Consider the following 21,982-nt stretch of genomic DNA (forward strand, 5'->3'; position numbering starts at 1 on the left):
GATTTATAAATCAGGTTAATCAATTGAAAGTATGGAAGGGGTCAGCTTCCCGGTATCCTCCAGCGTGATACGGTTAGTCAGGACGCGCTCTTCACCGGTGATAACATCCCGATAGCGACGATTAGCCAGGCGTTCGGGCAGGACGATTTCCGTCCCGTTCCAGAGCGTTGTCGGGGTTTCGCAAAATGTTTCATTCAGCAGACCGAAGACAAGACGGGGAACGATAACGATCAGGGCATCCTCATCATCCACCCGCGCCCAGGCCAGAATATGATCCGCCCTGCTGCCAGTGATGGTGAGAGGTAGATAATCACCGTGACTAAACAGATTCGGCTTCTTTTGACGTAAAGGCAAGAGCTTCGCAATAAGGTGCTGTTTCAGTCGGCCACTCAGCCAGGCTTCATCAACCGGAGGGTCGACAATATTATCCTCAGCCAGCTGCTGCTGAAGCAGGGCAAAATCCGGCTCTAGGCGGTTGTCAGGATCGACAAGGCTGAAATTCAGCCCCTCGCTGCCCTGATAAATATCCGGCACGCCTGGTGCGGTCAGTTTGATGGCCGTCTGGGTCAGGCTGTTTACCAGGCCTGCGCGGATAAATGGCTGCAATGCGCTGACGAAATCCTGCAGGAAAGCCTGGTTGTCCGGTGAAAAGAGATGACGGGCATAGTCAAACACGGCCTGTTCATAGGCTTCGTTATTGTCGGCCCAGTCTGTGCGCAGCTTCGCTTCACGCAGCGCTTTTTCCAGGTAGGCCAGGAACCGTGTCTCCAGCGCTTTCAGCCCTTCTCTGTCATCCGGGCCGAGTGTGGCAGGCCAGACGCCGGCCAGCGCCTGGAAGATCATCCATTCAATACCCGGTCGCGGTGCCGGACCATCGTCAAGCTGCACCACTTTTGCACGGTTAATCTGGCACCAGCGGGTGAAGCACTCCGTCCAGCGTTCCGGTGCTTCCGTCAGCGTGTAAAGCCGCGCACGGGCATCCTCACCCCGTTTGGTATCATGGGTTGAGGTACTGGTGATGGCATCAGGCTGACGTTCGCGCCGGATCTTCATCTCTTCATGGAAGCGTTCAGGGGAGAACGAACGCGGTAGCGGCTCTGCACCAACTTCATTCAGCCCCAGCGCCATATGCAGGCGGAAGAATAAGGTATCTTCCACGGATTTTGCCATCAGCGGGCCGGTAAGTTGCTGAAAGCGGGTACGGAAAGAGGCCGCGTCAGCTGAAGATGCCTCAGAAACCTTGCCAGACATGATACGGGTCAGAAATTCCAGCGCTTCAGGATCGGGCGCGTTAGTACTGGCCGTGACCTGCTCAACCACTTTTTGCAGTAACGCAGTGTCGGCCGGGGGCAACCCTGCCGCCGTGCCGTAGGTTCGGTAGACCGGGAACGCGACCAGCAACTCCCGCAGGGCTGACCGCAAAGCTTTCTCATCCGCTACGACATTTTGCTGAGCAGCAATCTCCAGCGCAATTTTCAGCAGCGTGCTGGATTCGCCCTCAAAATTTCTTCCTGCCATCAGCAGTTTCGCCGTCAGCAGTTCGGCCGCCACATCTACCGGCTTGCCCAGCACTTCCTCATAGGCTTTACGCAGCGTGTCGATCCTGTCGCCATCCACCAACGCATCAGAAAGCGAGGCGATAAATTCATAGCCTGTGGTGCCGGAAATGGGCCAGTCTTCGGGAAGGTGCTCACCCTCTCCCAGGATCTTTTCAACGGTGATATAGCAATCCGGCCCTGCCTGCTGGCGCAGAAGCTCAAGATAACCTTTTGGATCGGCAAGCCCGTCGACATGATCAACCCGCAGGCCGTCAACAGCCCCGGAATGGACCAGTTCCAGGATCAGCCGGTGTGTATCATCAAAAACGGCACGCTCTTCAACCCGGACGCCAGCGAGGCCAGTTATCTCAAAGAACCGGCGATATGAAAGTTCACGCGGCGCATCCCGCCACGACATCAACCGCCAGGGTTGGCGATCGTGCAGTTCAGCAATTTCTGCTTTATCGGTGATTGCCAGCACCTCCGCTTCACGCCCCTGCCAGCTTTCCGGCACCAGCGGATAGATATTCTCAAAATAAGCCAGGGCGGGATTACCCGTTTCAGGATCGGCTTTAATGCTGATATCACCCTGTTCCAGCACGGCTTCAAAACTGTCGCCGAGGAAAGGCAGAGTCAGGCGGCGTGACCAGTCGATGTCAAAATGACGGGCATATCGGCTTTTTTCACCCTGCGCGATGACGTCACGCCACCAGGGATTTTCCAGCGAAGCCGCCATATGATTTGGCACAATGTCCAGAATCAACCCCAGCCCGGCCGCTTTCAGAACCCGGACCATACGGTCAAAGCCTTCACGGCCCCCAATCTCAGGTTCTATCTCGTTAGCGTTGGTAACGTCATAACCGTGAGTCGATCCGGATGTGGCGGTAAAAATTGGCGAAGCATAAAGATGGCTGATGCCGAGTTGTTTCAGGTAAGGCACCAGGCCTGCGGCACGATCGAAAGTCATGCCGTTACGGAACTGAATACGGTAGGTAGCGGTTGGTATCTTCACTCTGCCTCTCCCTGCGCCAGACGCACGATAATAGAATTCTGTGGCAGATCGGTGATCCCCTGCGGCCAGCCGAAAATTTTCTCACCTGGCAGGTCTGGCAGTGGTTGAGTGTTTTCACCGATATTCAGCGCGAGTGAAAGCGTGCCTTGTGGGAAATCCCAGCTCACGGCCAGAAAACCTTTCGCCGTTTTGACCACCTTGCCGCTGTTCCCCCCGGCATTGTGCAGCAAGGGAACAATATGTTGCTGACGCAGCTTCAGCAACTTGCTGGTCAGTGCCAGCCACTCCTTACCCTGCTCGCTTCCGGTCTTGTTCCAGTCGAGTTTCGACATTGCGAAAGTCTCGCGGGCATTAGGATCGGGCACGACTTCGCCATGGCCAGCGTGGCCCTTGAACTCGCGGGCGCGGCCCTCGCGTACGGCTTTGGCAAGATCGCCGTGAAAATCAGTAAAGAACAGGAAGGGATTGGTTTCTCCATACTCTTCGCCCATAAACAGCAGCGGGATATGCGGTGATAAAAGCAGTGTCGCCAGCAGAACTTTGGTCCGGTCGGCTCCGGCCAGGTCGATCAACCTCTCGCCCTGCGCACGGTTGCCGATCTGATCGTGGTTTTGAATGAAGTCAACAAAGGCAACGGGCGGCTGGCCGGTGCTTTTCACTCCCCGCTTCTCGCCGCTCTGCAGCGATTCCTCTCCCTGATAGGCAAAGCCTTCAGTCAGTGTTCGCGCCACAAGCTTTTCAGGCTCTGCGGCAAAATCCTGGTAATAAGCATGGGTTTCACCGGTAGCAAATACGTGAACGGCGTTGTGGAAATCATCGTTCCATTCCCCCGTGAACAAGGGGACGGAACCATCCGCATTGCGTGGATGCAGGTAAATAACGTTGCGGCAGTCTTCAGTGGTCAGATGGACGGGACGATCTGTGATATCAGCGCGGATGCGTTCCGCGATTTCGATCAGCGCGTGCCGGTCAGAACTGTCTTCAATCTGATCGATAGCGTCAAAACGCAGGCCATCAAGGTGGAACTCTTCAAGCCAGTAAAGCGGCGCTTCAACTATATAACGCCGTGCCGCATCAATGTCGTAAGCGATGCCTGCACCCCAGGGCGTCATCCGCTCCTTATGGAAGAAATGCGGTGACAGCAGCGGCAGATAATTGCCCTCAGGTCCGAAGTGATTAAGCACAATATCCAGCACCACCGACAGCCCGTGACCGTGAGCAGCATCAACGAAGGCTTTGAAATCTTCCGGTGTGCCATAGGCGGAATGCGGAGCATAAAGCAGCACGCCATCATATCCCCAGCCACGATCGCCGCCAAATTGCGAAAGGGGCAATACTTCAATCATGGTGATGCCGAGTCCGGCGAGGTAAGCAAGCTTTTCGGTTGCTGCGCTGAATGTGCCCTCCGGCGTGAAGGTGCCGATATGCATCTCATAAACCACTGATTCCTGCCACGGACGACCAGCCCAGCCGGCATTTTCCCAGCGATAGTTTTGAGGATCGATAACCAGTGAGGGGCCGTTAACACCCTCTTTCTGAGCCCGGGATGCCGGGTCCGGCACAACCATGCCGTCAGCCAGGACAAAGTTATATTCCGCGCCGGGCTTTATGCCTTCCAGCTCCAGGCTAAACCAGCCATCAAGGCCAGGCTCCATCTCTCTGTCTTCGCCGTTTAGTCTCAACGTTACTTTCTTTTGCCCGGTTGCCCAAAGAGCAAAGCGAACTGCACCGGAGTCCAGATATTCGGCTCCCCAGCTCCTGAAAAAGGCTTTGGATGTCATACAACTCCCTCGTTTAAGCAATCAATGAAAACTTCACGCGGACCAGTACCAATAGTGCGAGCTTGCGTCTCGTTCGCTTGAAATAATCTTAGTCGAGTATTCTGGCAATGCTCTGCCCCAGCAGTAGAGATAAAGCTGAATCGAATCCATTATTTGCTAAAAAATTGCTCCTTTACTCACGTTTAGCCTGATAAAAGCCCCTCAAAACATAACAATTCGTGATGTGTATCTGATATTTGCCACCTTTATTAACGTATTTTCCTGCCGGTGACGCCGTTCACATCTTTATTCAGCATGAGTTTGTACTCTCCTGAAACGTTAGCTAAATCAATTCAGCAAAAAGGATGAATACGATGAAAAAACAGACTCTGGCCCTGGTGGTTCTTACCTTATTAAGCGCACAGGCTTCCGCAAAAAGCTGGGTGCTGACAGACGTTGACACCAGCAAGGACGAGGGGAACTGGCAGATTTCCAACACTGAGCTGAAGCTGGGTGGCGAACCCTTCAGCATTGAACAGAAAGTTCTGCACGGCGGCAAACAGGAAGGTTCAAAGGTCATAACGCTGACCAGCAACAATGGCCTGACTATCATGCTCAGCCCGACCAGAGGCATGGATTTGCTGCGTGTAACGGGTCATGGCGTGCGGCTGGGCTGGGATTCACCGGTAAATGAAGTGGTTAACCCGGCTTATATCAATCTGGAAAGCCGCAATGGCCTGGGCTGGCTGGAAGGCTTCAATGAAATGATGGTGCGCTGTGGCTTTGAATGGACTGGCCACCCGGTCACTAAAGACGGATTAATTTATACTTTACACGGTAAAGCGGGGAATACTCCGGCATCCAAAGTTGAAGTCAGCGTGGATGATAAAGCCCCGCATGAGATCCGCATTCGTGGATTGTTGAAAGAGCATACTTTTAAGAAAGCCAACCTGGAAACCTGGACGGAACTGCGTTATGTGCCGGGCAGTGACTCCTTCACCGTACATGACGTCTTAACCAATCAGGCGGATTACCCACACGACTACCAGATTATCTATCACAGTAACTTTGGTACGCCGATCCTGGAAAAAGATGCGCGCTTTATTGCGCCACTGGTCTCTGTTTCACCTTTCAACGACTATGCCAAAAAAGGGCTTAAGGATTGGGCAACCTATGATGCGCCAACCAAAGACTTTGATGAAATGGTGTTTAACCTTAAGCCAAAAGCCGATAAAGAGGGCAAAACGCTGGCAGCAGTGATCAACAGCAAAGGAGACAAAGGCGCGTCTGTTGAGTTTGATACCCATCAGTTACCGCTGCTGACTATGTGGAAAAACACCGATACCCTGAAGCAGGGATACGTCACCGGCATTGAGCCAGGCACCAACTATGCCTACCCGGTCACTATCGAAAAAGAACAGGGACGAGTTAAGCAGCTACAGCCAGGTCAGAGCACGGCGTTTACCCTCACCTATTCCCTGCTGAAAGATGCGGCTGCCGTTCAGAAAGTTGAGCAAAGAGTGAAGGAGATTCAGGGTGATGAGTCAGTGAAAATTGATGAAAAGCCCATTGCGGTGGAGTGATTCGCGGCGGGATAAACAATGCTCAACGGCAGAAAGAGTGAATCGCTGTTTATCCAGAGTACTTAATGGCTCTGTGCAGGAAGATGAAAGGATCTTCCTCTCCATCACGAACTTTATATCTGTTCAAAGCGCCGCGACACGGCGCTTTTGTTTTGCATACCCTTCGCCCTTTTTCACTCCCTGTTAGCGCCAGCAGCCCAGCAACAAAAATAACATTCATTTATCTTAGAAGATTTCTTTTATTAACGATAAGTGCCATGAAGTCCCAGATTGCAAAGGTTCATTCACTCTCAATTCTTAATAAGCATGAAAATTCAGATGAAATTTTCTGGACATCAAAGCCCCGACCCGATAAAAAGATTCTGACTTAAGTCAAATAAGTAGAGTTTTATCATACAAAAGAAATTTAAAATTAACTAACTCATCACAAACCTAAAACAGAGAAATTGGGTATGAATCAGGAAGCGTAATGTCTTCTGAGGTAAACATGGAAAATAACAACGACAATCAGTCATCACAGGTATTGTTCACGATTGATGAAACCATTTTTTTTGATCCACAGGGTCATAAGTTATTTTGTCGCGGAAAGGATTTATCTCCTCAGGAATTTAGCCTGAATACGCCTGCCAGTCGGTGTTTCATGCTGCTTATACAAAAAAGGGGTAAGGTTGTTACGCGTGAGGAATTTCTTCAGCATGTCTGGATAGAGAACGGAGCTTTCGTTTCACAGAATACCTATTATCAAAATATCTCAATTTTAAGGAGAACATTAAAAAAAGCCGGAATCAAAGAGGACATCATCATTACCGTTCCTCATCAAGGCCTGACCCTTGCTCTGGATGTGAGTATTGAAAAAGAAGATAATGTCATTGACAACAAAACGGCTGTTTATGATAGTTATCATCAGGAAGAAACATCAATTCACTCACCTCAGACAGAAGGTAAGAAAGATGAATTCGAAATGAAAATGAGAGGAACGCCACGCCAGGAGAAAGAAATAATAACCTCAAGGCTACAGCCTCACCATAAAATCATCATTGCTATCTTTATTGCAACAATCATAATATTAATTAATAACCATCTTTTTTCGTAATTTTTAGCGTCTAACGGTTCAGTCCCTTTCCAGTTAAATAGTTAATTGCCACCCCCTGTTAGCTGAGTGATTAAGTTAACGCGGAGGGGGTTCCAGTCAGTAAATTGCATTGTAAGACAGTAATATTTCATGTGAACCCGCTCTGCAGGATTTATGAACGAAATAATTAAGACTGAGTTAAATGGATTTTTTAATTTCTTAAACATAAAGTAATCCGACTGCAGCGTGAACCTCAGGTTACTTGCAGTGGCGAAAATAATGGACAGGGAAGCATTTAGCCTGAAATGAAAAATGCTTTTCAGACTTAAACCGTTAGTAAGTCCACCTTTATCGGTGAACTTATTTACATGAAAATTCAAAGGACAGAAATATGAAATATATCGTATCCGCTATGACATCAGTAACACTGCTGGCCGTTTTTTCCTCCGCATCAATCAGCGCCGCTGATGGCACTATCAATTTCAAAGGAAATATCCTTGATGCTGCCTGTATCGTCGATCTGGACGGCGCAGGTGCAAAAACGATGGATGTCCTGATGGGAGATGTCTCTAAAACCGCCTTTACCGGTACAGGCTCAACTGCTGGGGGTAGCGCAAGCGCCACTAAATTCAACATCACCCTGAAGAACTGTCCTGAGACTGTTTCTACAGCCAAAGTTAAATTCGATGGTATAGCCTATGCGGGTGATAACACCGTTCTGGCGTTGACCAATGAAACCGGGGTGGCAAAAGGTGTGGGTATCCAGCTGACTGACAAATCGGGAGAGGTACTGCCACTCTTCACCCAGTCTGCATCCTACAATCTCGTTAGTGGTGCTAATGCCAATATCCTCGACTTTTATGCCCGCTATATTCAGAAAGACGCTGCTGTAACGGCGGGTAAAGCTAACTCTGTGGCAACTTTTACCGTTAATTATTAATTGCTGACACCTCCCCGGGATGGGAGGTGTCTTTTTCAAAAAAGGTAGCGGAATGCGCAGATTTCAGATTTCGTTTTTACTACTGCTTGGTATCATCACCTTCGAAGTAAGCGCTGGCGTAGTCATTGGCGGCAGCCGAATGGTTTACGAAGGAAATAAAAAAGAGCAGTCAATCACGGTTGAAAATTTGGATCCCACACCTTTTCTGATCCAGTCATGGATTGAAGATGCGTCAGGAAAATTGCTTAACTCGCCTCCCCAATTTTTTGTCACCCCTCCCCTGTTCCGACTGGATGGCGGGCAGAAAAATATTCTGCGGATCATCAACAGTATGAAATCTTTGCCTCAGGACAAGGAGTCGCTGTTCTGGTTAAATATCAAGTCTATTCCGGCAAAATCGGATGAAGACAAAAATTCGCTACAAATAGCCGTACGTTCGCGTCTGAAACTGATTTATCGTCCTGACAGTTTACTGAGTGAAGTGCCCGAGGAATTTTCAGCAAAGTTAGTCTGGCATCGCCAGGGGAATGAATTAACCGTTACTAATCCGTCGAAATATTATATGAATTTTATGTCTGTTAAAATTAACAATGTAAAAATCTCCGACGGTGGTTTTGTCGGGCCGGAGTCTGCAATGACTTTTACACTGCCTGCAAATAACCTCACCGGCGACCTCAGTTGGGCGATCATCAATGATTACGGTGGTACAGGTCCTGCACATCACTTCACACTATAAATATCTTCTTCAGCATTAACTTAAGAAAGTGTTTTTTACAAGAGTTCCTGTGATTTGACAATGATGTCAGTGCTTGAGCAATGGAATGTAAAGATGAAAAAAATGGCTATCAATGAAAGGATTAAATCCTGGAATAGTTTTCTTGTTATTTTGATTCTTCCTGCAATAAATTTTGGGTTAGTGGCTCAACAAGTCCAGGCGGCAGAAACCTTTAACCCCGTTTTCCTGGAGTCTGGCCAGGAGGGGGCGAGCATAGCCGACCTGTCGGTGTTTGAGAACAGTCAGTCACAGGCTCCTGGTAACTATCTGGTTGATATATGGCTTAACTACCGTTTTATTGAATCCAGAAACGTGACCTTTCTGGCGAGCAAGGATCCTGAAGATAACACCGGACTTGCGCCCTGTCTTAAGCTGGAAACATTAAGGGCTTACGGCATACGGATTAAAGCCTTCCCGAATCTCACAGAAAATAACGGTTGTGTTGATATTACCGTCATCCCACAGGCTACTGCCACCTTCAACTTTAATACACAACGTCTGTTACTGAGTATCCCTCAGGCTGCCATGCTTGCCAGTGCCAGGGGCTACGTCTCACCGGATAAATTTGACGAGGGGATCACTGCCCTGTCGTTGAACTACCGTTTTTCCGGGGCAAATAATAGTGCCCGCAGCCGCACAGGGACCACCAGCGACAGTCAGTATCTTAATTTGAGACCGGGTTTCAATATCGGCCCCTGGCGTATGCGTAATTACACCACCTGGAATCGCAGCAGCACCGATGCCGATAAAGGAAAATGGAGTACGGTTTATACCCGGTTACAGCGGAATATCGTGCCGATGAAATCTCAACTGACAGTAGGTGAAGGCACTTCCCCTGCCGAAATTTTCGAGAGTGTTCCTTTCACTGGCGCACAACTGGCCTCTGATGAAGAGATGCTGCCTGAGAGTCTGCGCGGTTATGCCCCAGTGGTTCGCGGCACCGCACGCACCAATGCCCAAATTATCGTCCGCCAGAATGGCTATATCATTTATCAAAGCTATGTTGCTCCCGGCGCCTTTGAGATCGACGATCTCTATGCAACCGGCGGCAGCGGTGACATGTATGTCACCGTCAAGGAAGCGGATGGCAGCGAGCAACACTTAGTTGTTCCCTATGCATCACTGCCCGTACTGGTGCGTGAAGGTCATCTGAAATACAGCCTCACCTCTGGACATTACCGGCCCTTCGACAATGCGGTCGTCAAAAAATCGTTCAGTCAGGCCACGGCGATCTACGGTCTGCCCTGGAATCTCACCCTGTATGGCGGCGTGCAAGCGGCAGCGGATTACCAGTCGCTGGCACTCGGCGTGGGTAGAAACCTGGGTAATTTTGGGGCATTTTCTGCCGATATCCTTAATTCCTGGGCCACTGCCAAAGACGCTGTAAAGGCAGAAGGTCAGTCGTTTCGTGTGCGCTACAGTAAAAATTTCTATGAGACAGGCACCAACTTTGCAATCGCGGGTTACCGATACTCTACCCGTGATTACTACTCCCTGTCAGAGCTGATGGAAACATACCGTTTTAACGAAAATCCTGCGGTGCGGGAACAGGCGCGTAATCGTACTGAACTCACTGTGAATCAGAACCTTGGCGAGGTTGCGGGATCACTGAGTGTCAGTCTGCTGCGTGAGGATTACTGGCGTACCAACCGGAGGATGGAGTCCCTGGCTCTGGGTTACAACAACAGTTACAAGAGCATCAATTACGGAGTGAGTTACAGTTATAACCGTAATTCGTCCCCGCTTTACGGCCCAACCCGTTACAGCAAAGACCAGCTGGTCTCTTTCAACGTTTCTGTTCCGCTCGACCACTGGTTATCGAACACCTGGGCCAGTTACACCGTCACCAACAGCAAGCCGGGCAATAGCAGCCAGAGCGTGGGATTGAGTGGCACCTCACTGGAAAACAACAACCTGTACTGGAACGCCCGCGAAGGCTATGGCAGCCAGGGAGTGGGCAACAGTGGCAACCTGGATGGCGGCTACCGGGGCACCTATGGTGAGATCTCCGCGGGTTACGGCTATGACAGAGAGAGTAAAAGAGTGAACTATGGCGTTGAGGGTGGAGTGATCATTCATAAGGATGGGGCAACGTTAAGCCAGGCCTTTGGCGATACCGCAGCCCTGGTGATGGCTCCAGGAGCCAGTGGCGTACAGATAACCAATCAGACAGGGGTTAAAACAGATTTTCGCGGTTACACCGTGGTGCCTGATGTCACACCTTATCGCCAGTCCGACATTATGCTGGATACGACCAGTCTGCCAGAAGATGTTGACCTGGGGCTGGCCAGCCAAAGTGTGGTACCTACCCGTGGGGCTATTGTCCGCGCAACGTTTTCTGCGCAGGTGGGCGCCAGAAGCATTATGACGCTAACCCATAATGGTCGCCCGGTTCCTTTTGGTGCAATAGTGGTCGATAACAGCAAAAATAATAAACAAAGTTATATCGTCGGTGATGCAGGACAGGTTTATCTGAGTGGTCTGCAACCAGAAGGCAGGCTATTGGTTCAGTGGGGAAAAACTGCGAACAGACAATGTCAGGTCGATTATATTCTGCCCAAACAAAAAGCCGGAGCTGGCATCAATATTTTAACCCATGAATGTCAGTAATCTGGAAACAAACGCTGCGGATTCGGAGTGCTTAAGATATGAATCTATCAAATTACAGCCTGAAGTTTAAAATCATTTTAGTGCTCTTCACGATGCCTTGTTTTACCTGGGCAGGAAGTTGCCCGATAGGAATCAGGAATGCAACAACAGCAGTCGTATCACTTGGTGTTGATCCTGATGCGGATCCAGGGGCGATACTCGGCTACCGTTATGCCGAGCATTTAGGCGGCAGATACAACGTTATTTGTACAGGCAGTTCACCCTATCGTTCGACTTCATTATTAGCTTTAAGCACTACCGTTGAGGGGGCTTATGAAACGGGCATTCCTGGTGTAGGTGTAAAAATAAGTGATTTCTACAACCCGGCCAGGTTAGTTCCTTTTAGCACTTCACTGGGCCCCAATGCTCTTACTAACTGGCTCGCTGAAAGAGTGAGGTTAACCTTTGTCAAAACAGGCCCAATAATTGCGGGTTCAATGGGGAAAAAAGTGTATGCCAATTATTATCTTAATGGGACTATTTTTGCCTCGGTTACCGTACCCAGCATCAGGATTTTTCAAAAAAGTTGCCTGGTAGACGTTAACACCCGGCATCAGACAGTGATATTAGGTAACCACAATCGCAGTGATTTTAACGGTCCTGGAAGTAGTGCACCTTCTTCTGAACATAACTTCAGTGTGGTGATGAATTGTCAAAAAGACAATATCCCTGTCCTGGTAAGTTTCGACCCAGTGGGAAGTTCGGGTGGAAATGGCATGATTACGTTGGATGCAGGTAATGATACGGCTTCCGGCATTGTGGTTGAGGTGCTGGACAGTAGCAGAACACCGATTATATTTGGACAAACTACTCTCTATCACAGCCTGTCAGAGGCATTGATTGAAATCCCCCTTATTGCAAGATATAAGCAAGTTGGGATAATCACGCCCGGCTCAGCTAATGCCGCCATGACTTTTACGATTACACAAAATTAATTATTTTATTTAATCAACACCTGATAAGTGAAGTTATATATAGATAAATTAACGCCCACGTTTAATGGCATGCAATTAACCATGAGCTTTCTAATAACTCCAATAAAATGGTCTCAAGTTGATTTAAGAAGGTATGAATTACATTAAATATAAACAAATCACTTGATAGTTCATGTGGTTTTTAATTAAGGTTTTCTTGCCCCAATAGAGTGGGTATAAAATAAAGGGATATCCAGGAGTATGGAATATTCCTTAGAAAACACGAATGGAAAACAAAAGGATTTTTAGAATGAAAGAAATTACAGTAATTGAGATGAATGATGTATCTGGTGCTTATGGCTGGGACTTTAGTAGCATTGGCGGTTTTTTCGGTTCCCTTGCAGGTAATACCGTTGAAGCCGTTGCAAGTATTACTCTGGCCGCCTCTGTAGGAACTGCTGCAGGTGCTCTGATAGCAGGGAAGCACGGTGGTGACGGTGGCGGCCTGCTCGGCTTTGGATCTATCGGTCAGGGTGTCGGAATGATTTCTGGTGCTATTATAGGGGGCTTGACCTATGGTATTGCCGGAGCTGTTTTAGGGTGGGATGTTACGCTGGAATACAGTAAAAAAGCTACTGCGGGAATTATTGAAGGCACATTGAGTTAAAAAACCACTGACAAAGAGCCACGTCTGTGGCTCTTTTCTAGAGCGCAAATGGAAAACAAAAAAAGTATTTTTCGCAGTGACGCGATTGATTATCAACGCCAGAAGTGGGTAGGTAAAGCACTGTTGCTTTCCAAAATTCCTGCGCCAGTTGTTGCTGGCACCTCTCTGGCTTTTATTGTTGCCCTGGTCATGGCAATGATTCTATTTGATTACAGCAGACGCGTAGATGTAGATGGTGAAGTGATTACCCTGCCCCATTCGATCAATATTTACTCTCCCCAGCAGGGGTATATCACCTTTACCTTTGTTAAGGTGGGTGACCGGGTCAAAAAAGGCGATCCATTGTATGAGCTGGATGTTTCACGAACGACGTCTTCTGGAAACGTGAGCTATGCAGCGGTTGAATCCATTAAGAAACAGTCAGCTAATTTTCAGGCCATTATTCACAAGCTTGAAGGGAATAAAACATCTATTTTGAATAATCTGCAACATCAGATCGATAATTACGCTTTAGCACATAAAGAAACGGAGAAAATCGTCAAAAATGCCTGGGAGGGCATGAAAAAAATGAACGCGAGCCTGACAAACTATGAGGGATACCTGAAAAAAGGATTGATCACTCAGGATCAACTTAACTACCAGCGCGCACAGGCTTTGTCACAACAAAGTGCCTGGCAGTCCCTCAGTAATCAAAGTAATCAGGAAATTATTCAGCTGGCACAACTGCAAAGTGACAAAATTACACGAGGCGCAGAGTTGGATAATCAGATAATACAAAACCAGTCTCAGGCCAGTGATTTGGAACGTCAGCTTGCCGAATATAAAGCCAGTAACAGCCTGATTATCAGTGCCAAACTGGATGGCTTTATCGAATCAATGAGCGTCACCCCCGGTCAAATGGTAGAAACCAGCGCCAGCCTGGCGCAAATAAAACCCATTAATGATGTGAAATATTACTTGCTGCTGTGGTTACCGGATAATAGCTTGCCCTACATAAAAATTGGAGACGGGATAAACATTCGTTATAACGCCTTTCCATCAGATAAATTTGGTCAGTTCCCCGGAAAGGTGGCTTCTGTCTCCTCTCTGCCTGCGCCGCCACAGGAATTGAGGGGGTACAGCAGCGCAAGCCGTAAAGAAACTGGCGCTTATTATAAAGTTCTGGTTGCTATTAATAATACAGAAATCAGTGATAAAGGTAAGAAACTTGAAATTTCCAGCGGCCTGCAGGCTAAAGCTATTGTCTTTCTTGAAACAAAACCCCTGTATCAATGGGCAACCTCCCCTGTTAATAAAATCAAGAACAGCGTGACGGGAGTGGTCGGTGAATAGCAAAACCCTTTTTGAAAAAATTAACGGCAAAATTAACTTCTCATTGCGGCGTAAGGTGCCAAAAATTTTGCAGTCTGAATCCTCAGAATGTGGGCTGGCCTGTCTGGCGATGATTTCATCATGGTATGGCCTCAACGTTGACCTGTTTAACCTGCGGCAAAAGTTTGGCGTCTCCACCAAGGGGGCTACCTTAAATCTGGTGGCTGATATAGCAAAACAGCTACAGCTTAAAACCCGTGCCCTTTCGCTGGACATCAATGAGATCGACCAGTTAAAAACACCCTGCATCTTGCACTGGGACATGAACCACTTTGTGGTCCTGGTCAAAGTTCGTCACAGCTCTTTTGTTATCCACGATCCTGCTTTCGGCCGTCGCGTTGTCGGTATTAAGGAGATGTCCTGTCATTTTACCGGCGTGGCGCTGGAACTGTGGCCAGACAAAGAGTTTCATAAAGAGACGGTCAAAACCCGGTTGCGCCTGCCCGATTTAATGAGAAACATCGACGGGTTAACGGGCGCATTGATAAAAATATTCGCCCTCTCTCTGGTCATTGAGGCCGTTAACCTGTTACTGCCGGTGGGAACGCAACTGGTAATGGACCATGTTGTCCCTGCGCATGATTATGATCTTTTGACCGTGATATGTCTGGGGTTGGTACTGTTTACGCTGTTCAAAGCATTGGTCAGTATGCTCCGCGCCTGGACTTCAATCGTGCTCGGTACCCTGACTGATGTGCAGTGGAAGACCACCTTGTTCGACCATCTGATAAAGCTCCCCCTCTCTTTTTTGAAAAAAGGCACCTCGGTGATATTCAGTCCCGTTTTGCCTCGCTGGATGCCATTCGCTCTACTTTTACTAACAGTATCGTTACCGGCATTATCGACGGCATCATGACCCTGGGTCTTCTGGCCATGATGGCGGTTTACGGCAGCTGGCTGGTCTGGGTCGTCGTGGGTTTTACGGTGATTTATGCGCTGATCCGTCTGGCGACCTATCGGGTATTTCGCCAGTTATCTGAGGAGCAAATCGTTAAAGGTGCCAAAGCAAGTTCGCATTTTATGGAAACGCTTTACGGGATCTCCACCATTAAAGCACTCGGCATCAACAATATTCGTTCCAGCCACTGGCTCAATCTGAATATTGATGCGACTAACACGGGGATTAAGACTACCCGTTACAGCATGTTATTTGGCGGCCTGAATACTTTTATCTCCACGCTTGATCAGGTAGCGGTGCTCTGGCTGGGCGCGTCGATGGTGATCGACAATGTTATGACTCTCGGGATGTTTATGGCTTTTAACGCCTATCGCGGGCAATTCTCTCAACGTGCTGGCAATCTGATCGATCTCACGCTGAGCCTGAGGATGTTGTCTCTGCATAATGAAAGGATTTCAGACATTATCTTTACCGAATCGGAAGAAGAACTTCCCCTGCGTACACTCTTCCAGAAAGGGGAAGGCATCGCTTTAGAGATTAAAGAACTCTCATATCAGTATGATACTTTGTCAAAACCGATCTTTCAGGACCTGAATATTTTGGTCCAGGCGGGAGAAAGTGTGGCTATTGTAGGCCCTTCTGGCGCGGGTAAAACGACTTTGCTGAAAGCGATGAGCGGGCTGCTGACGCCGACAAGCGGAAAAATTCAGGCTGGCGGACTGGATATTCATAAAATGGGGATCAATAACTATCGCCAGAGCATTTCCTGTGTATTGCAGGATGATCGGTTATTTTCCGGCTCAATTGCAGAAAATATCAGTGGATTTGCTCAGGATGCAAACAGACAACGAGTGATGGCCTGCGCAGCCTACAGTAACATTCATCATGAAATTCTCAGTATGCCGATGGGTTATGAGACCATGATTGGTGAACTGGGAACGGGTATTTCTGGCGGGCAGAAGCAGAGATTATTCATTGCCCGCGCGCTGTACCGGCAGCCGAACATTATTTTTATGGATGAAGCGACAAGCCATCTGGATATTGCCAATGAAGCGGCGATCAATAAAGCAATCTCATCTCTGAAAATCACCCGTATCATTGTTGCCCATCGCCCTTCCACTATTGCTTCAGCAGATCGCGTTATCACACTTTAAATGTTATCACAGCTATTTATCATTTAAAGCAAAGCGTGGTATCAGCCAGGCTTCAAATGCCGCCGACCAGGAAGATTCAGAACAAGAAAAAAGCGCCGTGTATGACGGCGCTTTTTTTCATGTGACCACGGCTTATGGCCGGAGCCTTAGTTTATAACATCAGAACTTCTTAGCATCGGGTTTGCCTGCAAGGCGAGTATCATCAGTGTGTTCAACTTCCACTTCCTGACGACGGACAGTATCTTTCACTGTCTCCACTCGGGCAGTTTCTTCACCGCGAAGGCCAACTTCTTCTTTCACACGCGCTGTCTTGGCAATGGTGGGTACCTCATGGGATTCTTCAACCACCAGTGTTTTGTCTGACCAGTCTACATCATTAAGATAGGCCGGCTCATCGACCGCTTTACGGAACACTTCTGCATGCTGATCGAATAAAGAGACATCTTCAGCAACTTCATCCTCAACAGTATATCGGCGAAGTCGTACAGTACCGTCACTGACCCGACGTTTACCCACATCAACCTGCTCTTCCGCCAGCTTAACCGCATCACGGTTTTCACCAAGCGTCGGTTCACGGCCGGCAACCGGATCTTCCGCTACCAGTGAAGGATTCTGCGAGGTGAACTCAGTGCGTGAATTGACTGCGCGGTCATTAGTTTCCCCGGCAAACTCACCGCCTGTCAGCGCCCCCTCATTATGACCTACTGAAGAATAGTCAGCTGCAAAGGCAGAAAGCTCTTCTTCAATATGGCTGGCCTGATCTTTAGGCGCTCTTACAGTAAGCAGCACACCGCCAGACTGGATGGCGCGATTATATTCTGCGGCGTTATTATCATCCACATCGTCACCAAACAGGCGCTGCCAGAAACTTGGATGACGAATTTCTTTATTTTCTACTCTCAGACGTTCGCCTGAAATAATATCAATATTTTTTTCAGCAATACCTTCGACGATCAATCTTTCTTTGGCTGCTTCTGCCTGCTGTACCTGGTTGAATGCGGTTACGATTTTTTCGTGTGCCATAAAATAGATCCTCGTAGATTGGTTTCAGTTTTCGTCTTTGGTGATGGTGACTTCCTGATTGCGCAGAGTGACACTCTGCCTGAATTTTTCAGTGGCCTGATGCTTAATAATGTGAACTTCTTCTTTAAGCACTTTACGCCGTATAATTTCAACTTCTTCTTCAATAACAGGAATGATTAATACATCTCCTTCCTGTCGAACCTGAGGAAGAGAATCGTCGTTAACAACCTCACCACGGGGAATATGCAGGATTTCCACATTTTCCCGCGTCAGCTCAGTCTCTAACAGCTCATCTCTGCTGTGAGTGGTGCGATGCAGTTCAACCTTTGCATCAACATGGCGGTGTTTGGTTATTTCCACCTGCTCCTCAGCCAGCTTAAGTGTAGCTTCATCATGCTCTCCAGCCCGTGGCATTTTGGTATTTTCCATAATAGTCGTCCTTATAAATCAGGTTAAAGAAAAAATGCCAGCGGTAAAGGTTAATATGACGTGCTGCCCTGCTGTTCCCCTTCACGCTTTTAACTGTAGCCCACTCTCAGGATTTGTTTGTAATTGCCGGGTATACAAATGTAACAATAATTTAATGAATAAAATTCAGCAGGAATTTTTCAGAGAAAAATAAACAGGAGTATTTACTTTGAACTTTGACAATAACCTATTGTCCTGCTGAGAAATGTGTACCAGTCCGGAGGTCATGTCATCATGCAATAAAAGCAATAACTTATTATTAATATAAAAATTCCTCGATAAAACGAGGCCAGCGAATAACTGCGGTTACCCTGTTACAGGTGAACCACAGTCAATTTGATAAGAAAGATAATGAATGAGTAAGCAGAAGATGATGAACGCTTACCCTGTGGAATCTCAGATTCTGTTGGTTTTCCTGGCCCAGGCGTAGAGCTGTTCTCTGGCCAGATTCTTCATCTTCACTTCACACATGATGTCAAAGTCGGTGAATGATAGCGCCCAGTCATTCAGGGTTTCGTTGAAATAATAATCAGAGTGGGCGCGTAGCTTAGATTTTGATATGCCCAGGGCCTGCTGTTCTGGAAATCCCTGCACGGGGATTACGCCTTCCTGTGAAATCGAGTAGTGCAAAACCGGCCGGACACCTCTCCATGAGGCAATGACCTGCTTTATGCGGGGATCGTCCGGTTTGATAAAGCTGTCTTCTTTTACCCAATGGTGGTGGATATCCAGTACCACCGGGCACAAATCACTGGCCTGCAGAACGTCGTCCAGTGAACAGGAGATTTCATCATTCTCTACCGTGAGCATGCGTTGGGCTTCCGCGCTCAGCTTGCTGAACGAATCCCTGAATCCTTCGATCCCCGCTTTGCCATTCATATGGATATTAATCTTAAAATCCTGGAAGGTTTTACCAAATCCCATCAGCCTCGCACACAGGGCGTGATACTCCACGTCCTCTATGGCTCTTTCAACCACCAGCGGGTTATCAGAGGCTAAAACCGTATACTGGCCAGGATGAAAGGAGAGTCTGATCTGATTTTTCCTGGCAAAATCACCGCATTTTTCAAACAGAGGATAGAGATCGGGCAGGAAATCCGCATATAACACCGTGGCTTCCGGAACCGTATACAGGGGCAGCAGATCGCTGCCAATTCTCATCATTCTTAAACTTTCAGGAAGAACAGCCAGTTGCTCCAGGGTCAGAAACAGGTTCTTCAGGTTGATCTCTGCAATGCCAGAAATCAGCGCCTTTCTCTCTTTATTTTCCAGGCTCAGAAAACGCTTACGCGTGGTAGCCTTTAACGGAAAAGGTTGTGTTAAATCTGCGTTTAAATATTTGCAAGCAAAACCAAGTTTCATTATATCCCCCTGTCATTCTGATTGATTCAGTGTAACAGCTGGCTGAAAAATAGTGAGCTCAGGGGGTTCGTTAGTCCATTATTTAAGCTTATTTAATTACTTGCTGGCTAAAAAGATTTTCTTTTCATCATGATTAAAAGAGATTTCCGCCCCGTACTCTTTTTTCAGCCTGCGGGCCCGATAAAATACGGATTGCCAGTAAGGATTATCCAGCGATGAACGAATGACACCTTTACTGTAAGAGGCATGTAAAAAATGTCTTTGCGTGTCATAAAAACCGACATGCAGTTGATGATGGATCTGGAAAAAGACTAAATCTCCCGTCTGCAAATGGTTCGCATCGACTGGCTTACCCATCTCAACCAGCTGCTTAGTGGTCACCCTCTCCATAGGAATGTTAAATCTGTCTTTCAGTGTTCTCCAGACGAAGCCCGAACAGTCCACCCCTTTCAGATTGGTTCCACCCCAGTGATACGGGGTTCCCTGCCATGAATGCATCTGATCGTGCAGCGCAGCGAGGACAGGAATAAGATCGGGCTGAGCGCCGGGTTGTACAGTGGATGCTGTTGGCAGATCGTCATCAGAGTGAGGACTTTTATGAGTCTTAGAGGAACATCCTCCGGTGACAATCAGCATAAGGCATAACAGATTTTTAAAGTTAACCAGTGACATCATTAAGGGCAATCGCAGTTGAACAGGAAGAGGAATTGCTTATAACTTACCGGGTTGTCTGGCCGATCGCCAGCGCTTGATTATGACGCCGGATTACCATGCTTTACATTAACTTACGTAAAAAATTAGGGCCACTTTCCGACGTATATGCCTTCAAATTTATATGAGCATTTATTATGTATGTTTTTTAAGCTGGTTAATAACCTGAATGATAAATGCTGACTTAATAATAATCTTCTGCATTAATTAACCACACACAATGACGCAACCAGAATTAAAAACTTACAGCTCACCCGATTTATGCTCTACTCAAAGCGTGAGAAAAAGCTGAATAAACCGGCAGAATTTCACAAAATGAGGATCATGACCTAAGGTTACTAATGAACGTTCACTTTTAATGAGGACAGATGTACCGGAGGTTATTTTGACTATTTCTGAAGAAGATGAATTACTGCATATTATGATAGGCGAAGCGGCAATGAATGTTGTCTTCAGCAGGGAAGAGATAAGTCTTGGAACACTTCTGAATCAGCTACAGGCTATGGCCTCAGATGAAGAAGATGATGACAGATTACTGAGTATCTGGAAGGCACGTAAATGGTTACTGGAGTATAAACAGGTCACCAATCCGTTAACCTCAACCAGCAACTGGCTTTTTTCCTCCAGGCCACAGCCCGATCCACAGGCAAAAGAGTCTGATATTCGTCTGAGATCCGCTCAGGGAAGCGATAAATCTAAACGCTAGTCCGGGAAAATGGTATGAGCGCCTTTGCCTCTACCGCTAAAGTGACAGGACAGCATCGTCAGGGACGACGAACAGAGTAGCCCACGATTTGCCCCTCAACTTTACTAATAGTATGCCCCTCGCTTTGCGCCTCACTTCCCTGTCATGGTAATATTGTTAAATCTTAACGTTGTACAACCTCTCCGCTTGTCCGGGTTAAGTTTTCCAGAACGACTCGTTTGCTCCCAACCTACTGAAAACATTCAAATAGCACTTTTTGCTAAAAAATCAAAACTGCATAAAGCCAGAATCGCTGTACAAGTTTGCAAAAGGTGTATAACTTTATTGCAGGTTTTTTTGAACACTTTCTATACTTTACGACTGAGGGGTGAACATGATGCGTCAGAATGGATCTAACACCAGCATTGGCAATGACATCAGCCGTTATTTTAATGAAGCTATTGTGCCTTCACAGCAGGAAACGCTTGGCCAGATTGTGGTTGAGATCCTGCGCGCCGGAAATACCCTGAACCGTAAATCTCTCTGTGCTCGCCTTCTCAAGCGGCTTGAGCACGCTTCTGGTCCGGAGCAGGAGCAGCATTATCAGGAGTTAATTGGCCTGCTGTTTGGCCGGGGTGACTGAGTCTTAGCACGTATATTTTTGAACTGTTTTTTATGGTGTCTCTTGCTTGATAACTCAGTCCGACAATCTGACCGGTATGCCCACCTGTTGTATGACAGGTCTGGTGTTTTCGACCTGCGAACACCTGTAAAACAGGGTTTGCCTAAAGTATCTGCGGCCATTTCTACAGCGCCTGCATTACTACTGATTCAGAGAAGTTGGTATGTATAAAAACGAAGATGAAAAACTGATCGATATCCTGCTTGGTGAAGCGGTGATGGTGCTGTTGAAAGATGACGCAGCCATCAGTAATGCTGCTCTGATCAGGCAGCTTCAGGCTATGGCTTCCGCAGAGTCCGACACCGTCAGGCAACGTGCCTGCCGTCGGGCTATTAGTGAAGTCAGGAGTTATATGGCCGCCGACCATGAAAGTAATAAGCATGAGAACATGACGCACATGTTCAGCAGCGAAGGTCCACCGGATGGCACGAAGAAGCACTAGGTATTAAGCCGTTAGTGCTGGTCAGTGGAAGCTTTCAAGAATATTTCGAAACGCCTGATTATAGACAGCCTGCAGTGATGTGTCGGTAGTCAGGGTGCTGTGGAGCTGGAGTTTGAGCAGCACGTTTTTTTTACCTACGTCCTCTCCAGATTTGATCAGCTCAGCGACCGCCTTGCCAATCACCGCATAAATTTCTGCAGTGCACTCATTGTCTTTGTCTTGCACACGTTACCCATTGGTAGCTGGATGTGCCTACACAATATCATCACTCGTGCT

18 protein-coding genes and 1 pseudogene are annotated in these 21,982 nt (G+C 47.7%); 12 read left to right on the top strand and 7 right to left on the bottom strand.

The window, feature by feature from the left end; genetic code table 11:
* Positions 1–15: 15 nt before the first annotated feature.
* On the bottom strand, positions 16–2,550 hold the full coding sequence (gene treY, locus VRC33_RS11215; protein WP_338563887.1) for a malto-oligosyltrehalose synthase: 2,535 nt from the start codon (positions 2,548–2,550) through the stop codon (positions 16–18).
* Positions 2,547–4,331 carry a malto-oligosyltrehalose trehalohydrolase gene (treZ, locus tag VRC33_RS11220; protein ID WP_338563890.1) on the bottom strand — a complete coding sequence of 595 codons (1,785 nt, stop codon included), beginning with the start codon at positions 4,329–4,331 and terminating at the stop codon, positions 2,547–2,549. The genes treY and treZ overlap by 4 nt, the downstream gene beginning before the upstream one ends.
* 353 nt (positions 4,332–4,684) lie before the next feature.
* Here treZ and VRC33_RS11225 point away from each other — a divergent pair, with 353 nt between their 5' ends.
* The 9 genes and pseudogenes from VRC33_RS11225 (at position 4,685) to VRC33_RS11265 (ending at position 16,333) form a co-directional block, all read left to right on the top strand.
* Positions 4,685–5,893, top strand: a complete 1,209-nt coding sequence (locus tag VRC33_RS11225; protein ID WP_338563894.1) for an aldose 1-epimerase family protein — start codon at positions 4,685–4,687, stop codon at positions 5,891–5,893.
* A 469-nt stretch (positions 5,894–6,362) separates the two neighbouring features.
* Positions 6,363–6,986 carry a winged helix-turn-helix domain-containing protein gene (locus VRC33_RS11230; protein ID WP_338563897.1) on the top strand — a complete coding sequence of 208 codons (624 nt, stop codon included), beginning with the start codon at positions 6,363–6,365 and terminating at the stop codon, positions 6,984–6,986.
* A gap of 370 nt (positions 6,987–7,356) precedes the next feature.
* Positions 7,357–7,905, top strand: coding sequence for a fimbrial protein (locus tag VRC33_RS11235; protein ID WP_338563900.1), 549 nt, complete (start codon positions 7,357–7,359; stop codon positions 7,903–7,905).
* Between the two features lie 52 nt (positions 7,906–7,957).
* Positions 7,958–8,641: a fimbria/pilus periplasmic chaperone gene (locus tag VRC33_RS11240; RefSeq protein ID WP_338563903.1), complete on the top strand. Its 684-nt coding sequence runs from the start codon at positions 7,958–7,960 to the stop codon at positions 8,639–8,641.
* Between the two features lie 93 nt (positions 8,642–8,734).
* Positions 8,735–11,290: a fimbria/pilus outer membrane usher protein gene (locus VRC33_RS11245; protein WP_338563906.1), complete on the top strand. Its 2,556-nt coding sequence runs from the start codon at positions 8,735–8,737 to the stop codon at positions 11,288–11,290.
* 38 nt (positions 11,291–11,328) lie between these two features.
* Positions 11,329–12,264: a fimbrial protein gene (locus VRC33_RS11250; protein WP_338563908.1), complete on the top strand. Its 936-nt coding sequence runs from the start codon at positions 11,329–11,331 to the stop codon at positions 12,262–12,264.
* 289 nt (positions 12,265–12,553) lie between these two features.
* Positions 12,554–12,910 carry a hypothetical protein gene (locus VRC33_RS11255; protein ID WP_338563911.1) on the top strand — a complete coding sequence of 119 codons (357 nt, stop codon included), beginning with the start codon at positions 12,554–12,556 and terminating at the stop codon, positions 12,908–12,910.
* A 48-nt stretch (positions 12,911–12,958) separates the two neighbouring features.
* Positions 12,959–14,242 carry an HlyD family secretion protein gene (locus tag VRC33_RS11260; RefSeq protein WP_338563913.1) on the top strand — a complete coding sequence of 428 codons (1,284 nt, stop codon included), beginning with the start codon at positions 12,959–12,961 and terminating at the stop codon, positions 14,240–14,242.
* A pseudogene (locus VRC33_RS11265) lies at positions 14,235–16,333 on the top strand (peptidase domain-containing ABC transporter). Before VRC33_RS11260 ends, VRC33_RS11265 begins: the two are co-directional and overlap by 8 nt.
* Positions 16,334–16,492: 159 nt before the next feature.
* Here the strand turns inward: VRC33_RS11265 and VRC33_RS11270 are convergent.
* The 4 genes from VRC33_RS11270 to VRC33_RS11285 form a co-directional block, all read right to left on the bottom strand.
* A complete protein-coding gene (locus VRC33_RS11270; protein ID WP_338563915.1) occupies positions 16,493–17,356 on the bottom strand; it encodes a YsnF/AvaK domain-containing protein in 864 nt (287 codons plus the stop codon).
* A gap of 24 nt (positions 17,357–17,380) precedes the next feature.
* Positions 17,381–17,785: a DUF2382 domain-containing protein gene (locus VRC33_RS11275; RefSeq protein ID WP_338563917.1), complete on the bottom strand. Its 405-nt coding sequence runs from the start codon at positions 17,783–17,785 to the stop codon at positions 17,381–17,383.
* Positions 17,786–18,220: 435 nt separating this feature from the next.
* Positions 18,221–19,186, bottom strand: a complete 966-nt coding sequence (locus VRC33_RS11280) for a UV damage endonuclease UvsE (protein ID WP_338563920.1) — start codon at positions 19,184–19,186, stop codon at positions 18,221–18,223.
* A 96-nt stretch (positions 19,187–19,282) separates the two neighbouring features.
* A complete protein-coding gene (locus VRC33_RS11285) occupies positions 19,283–19,861 on the bottom strand; it encodes an NlpC/P60 family protein (RefSeq protein WP_338563923.1) in 579 nt (192 codons plus the stop codon).
* A gap of 421 nt (positions 19,862–20,282) precedes the next feature.
* On the opposite strand from VRC33_RS11285, the gene VRC33_RS11290 reads away from it, so the two are divergent.
* The 3 genes from VRC33_RS11290 to VRC33_RS11300 all read left to right on the top strand — a co-directional run bounded on the left by VRC33_RS11290 (position 20,283) and on the right by VRC33_RS11300 (position 21,706).
* A complete protein-coding gene (locus tag VRC33_RS11290) occupies positions 20,283–20,603 on the top strand; it encodes a hypothetical protein (RefSeq protein ID WP_338563925.1) in 321 nt (106 codons plus the stop codon).
* A 376-nt stretch (positions 20,604–20,979) separates the two neighbouring features.
* Positions 20,980–21,225, top strand: a complete 246-nt coding sequence (gene ycgZ, locus VRC33_RS11295) for a regulatory protein YcgZ (protein ID WP_338564261.1) — start codon at positions 20,980–20,982, stop codon at positions 21,223–21,225.
* Positions 21,226–21,427: 202 nt separating this feature from the next.
* Positions 21,428–21,706: a hypothetical protein gene (locus VRC33_RS11300; protein WP_338563928.1), complete on the top strand. Its 279-nt coding sequence runs from the start codon at positions 21,428–21,430 to the stop codon at positions 21,704–21,706.
* 21 nt (positions 21,707–21,727) lie between these two features.
* Here VRC33_RS11300 and VRC33_RS11305 read toward each other — a convergent pair whose 3' ends face one another.
* Positions 21,728–21,931, bottom strand: coding sequence for a hypothetical protein (locus tag VRC33_RS11305; protein WP_338563931.1), 204 nt, complete (start codon positions 21,929–21,931; stop codon positions 21,728–21,730).
* Between the last annotated feature and the right edge of the window lie 51 nt (positions 21,932–21,982).

Source organism: Erwinia sp. E_sp_B01_1 (assembly GCF_036865545.1).
GTDB lineage: Bacteria > Pseudomonadota > Gammaproteobacteria > Enterobacterales > Enterobacteriaceae > Erwinia.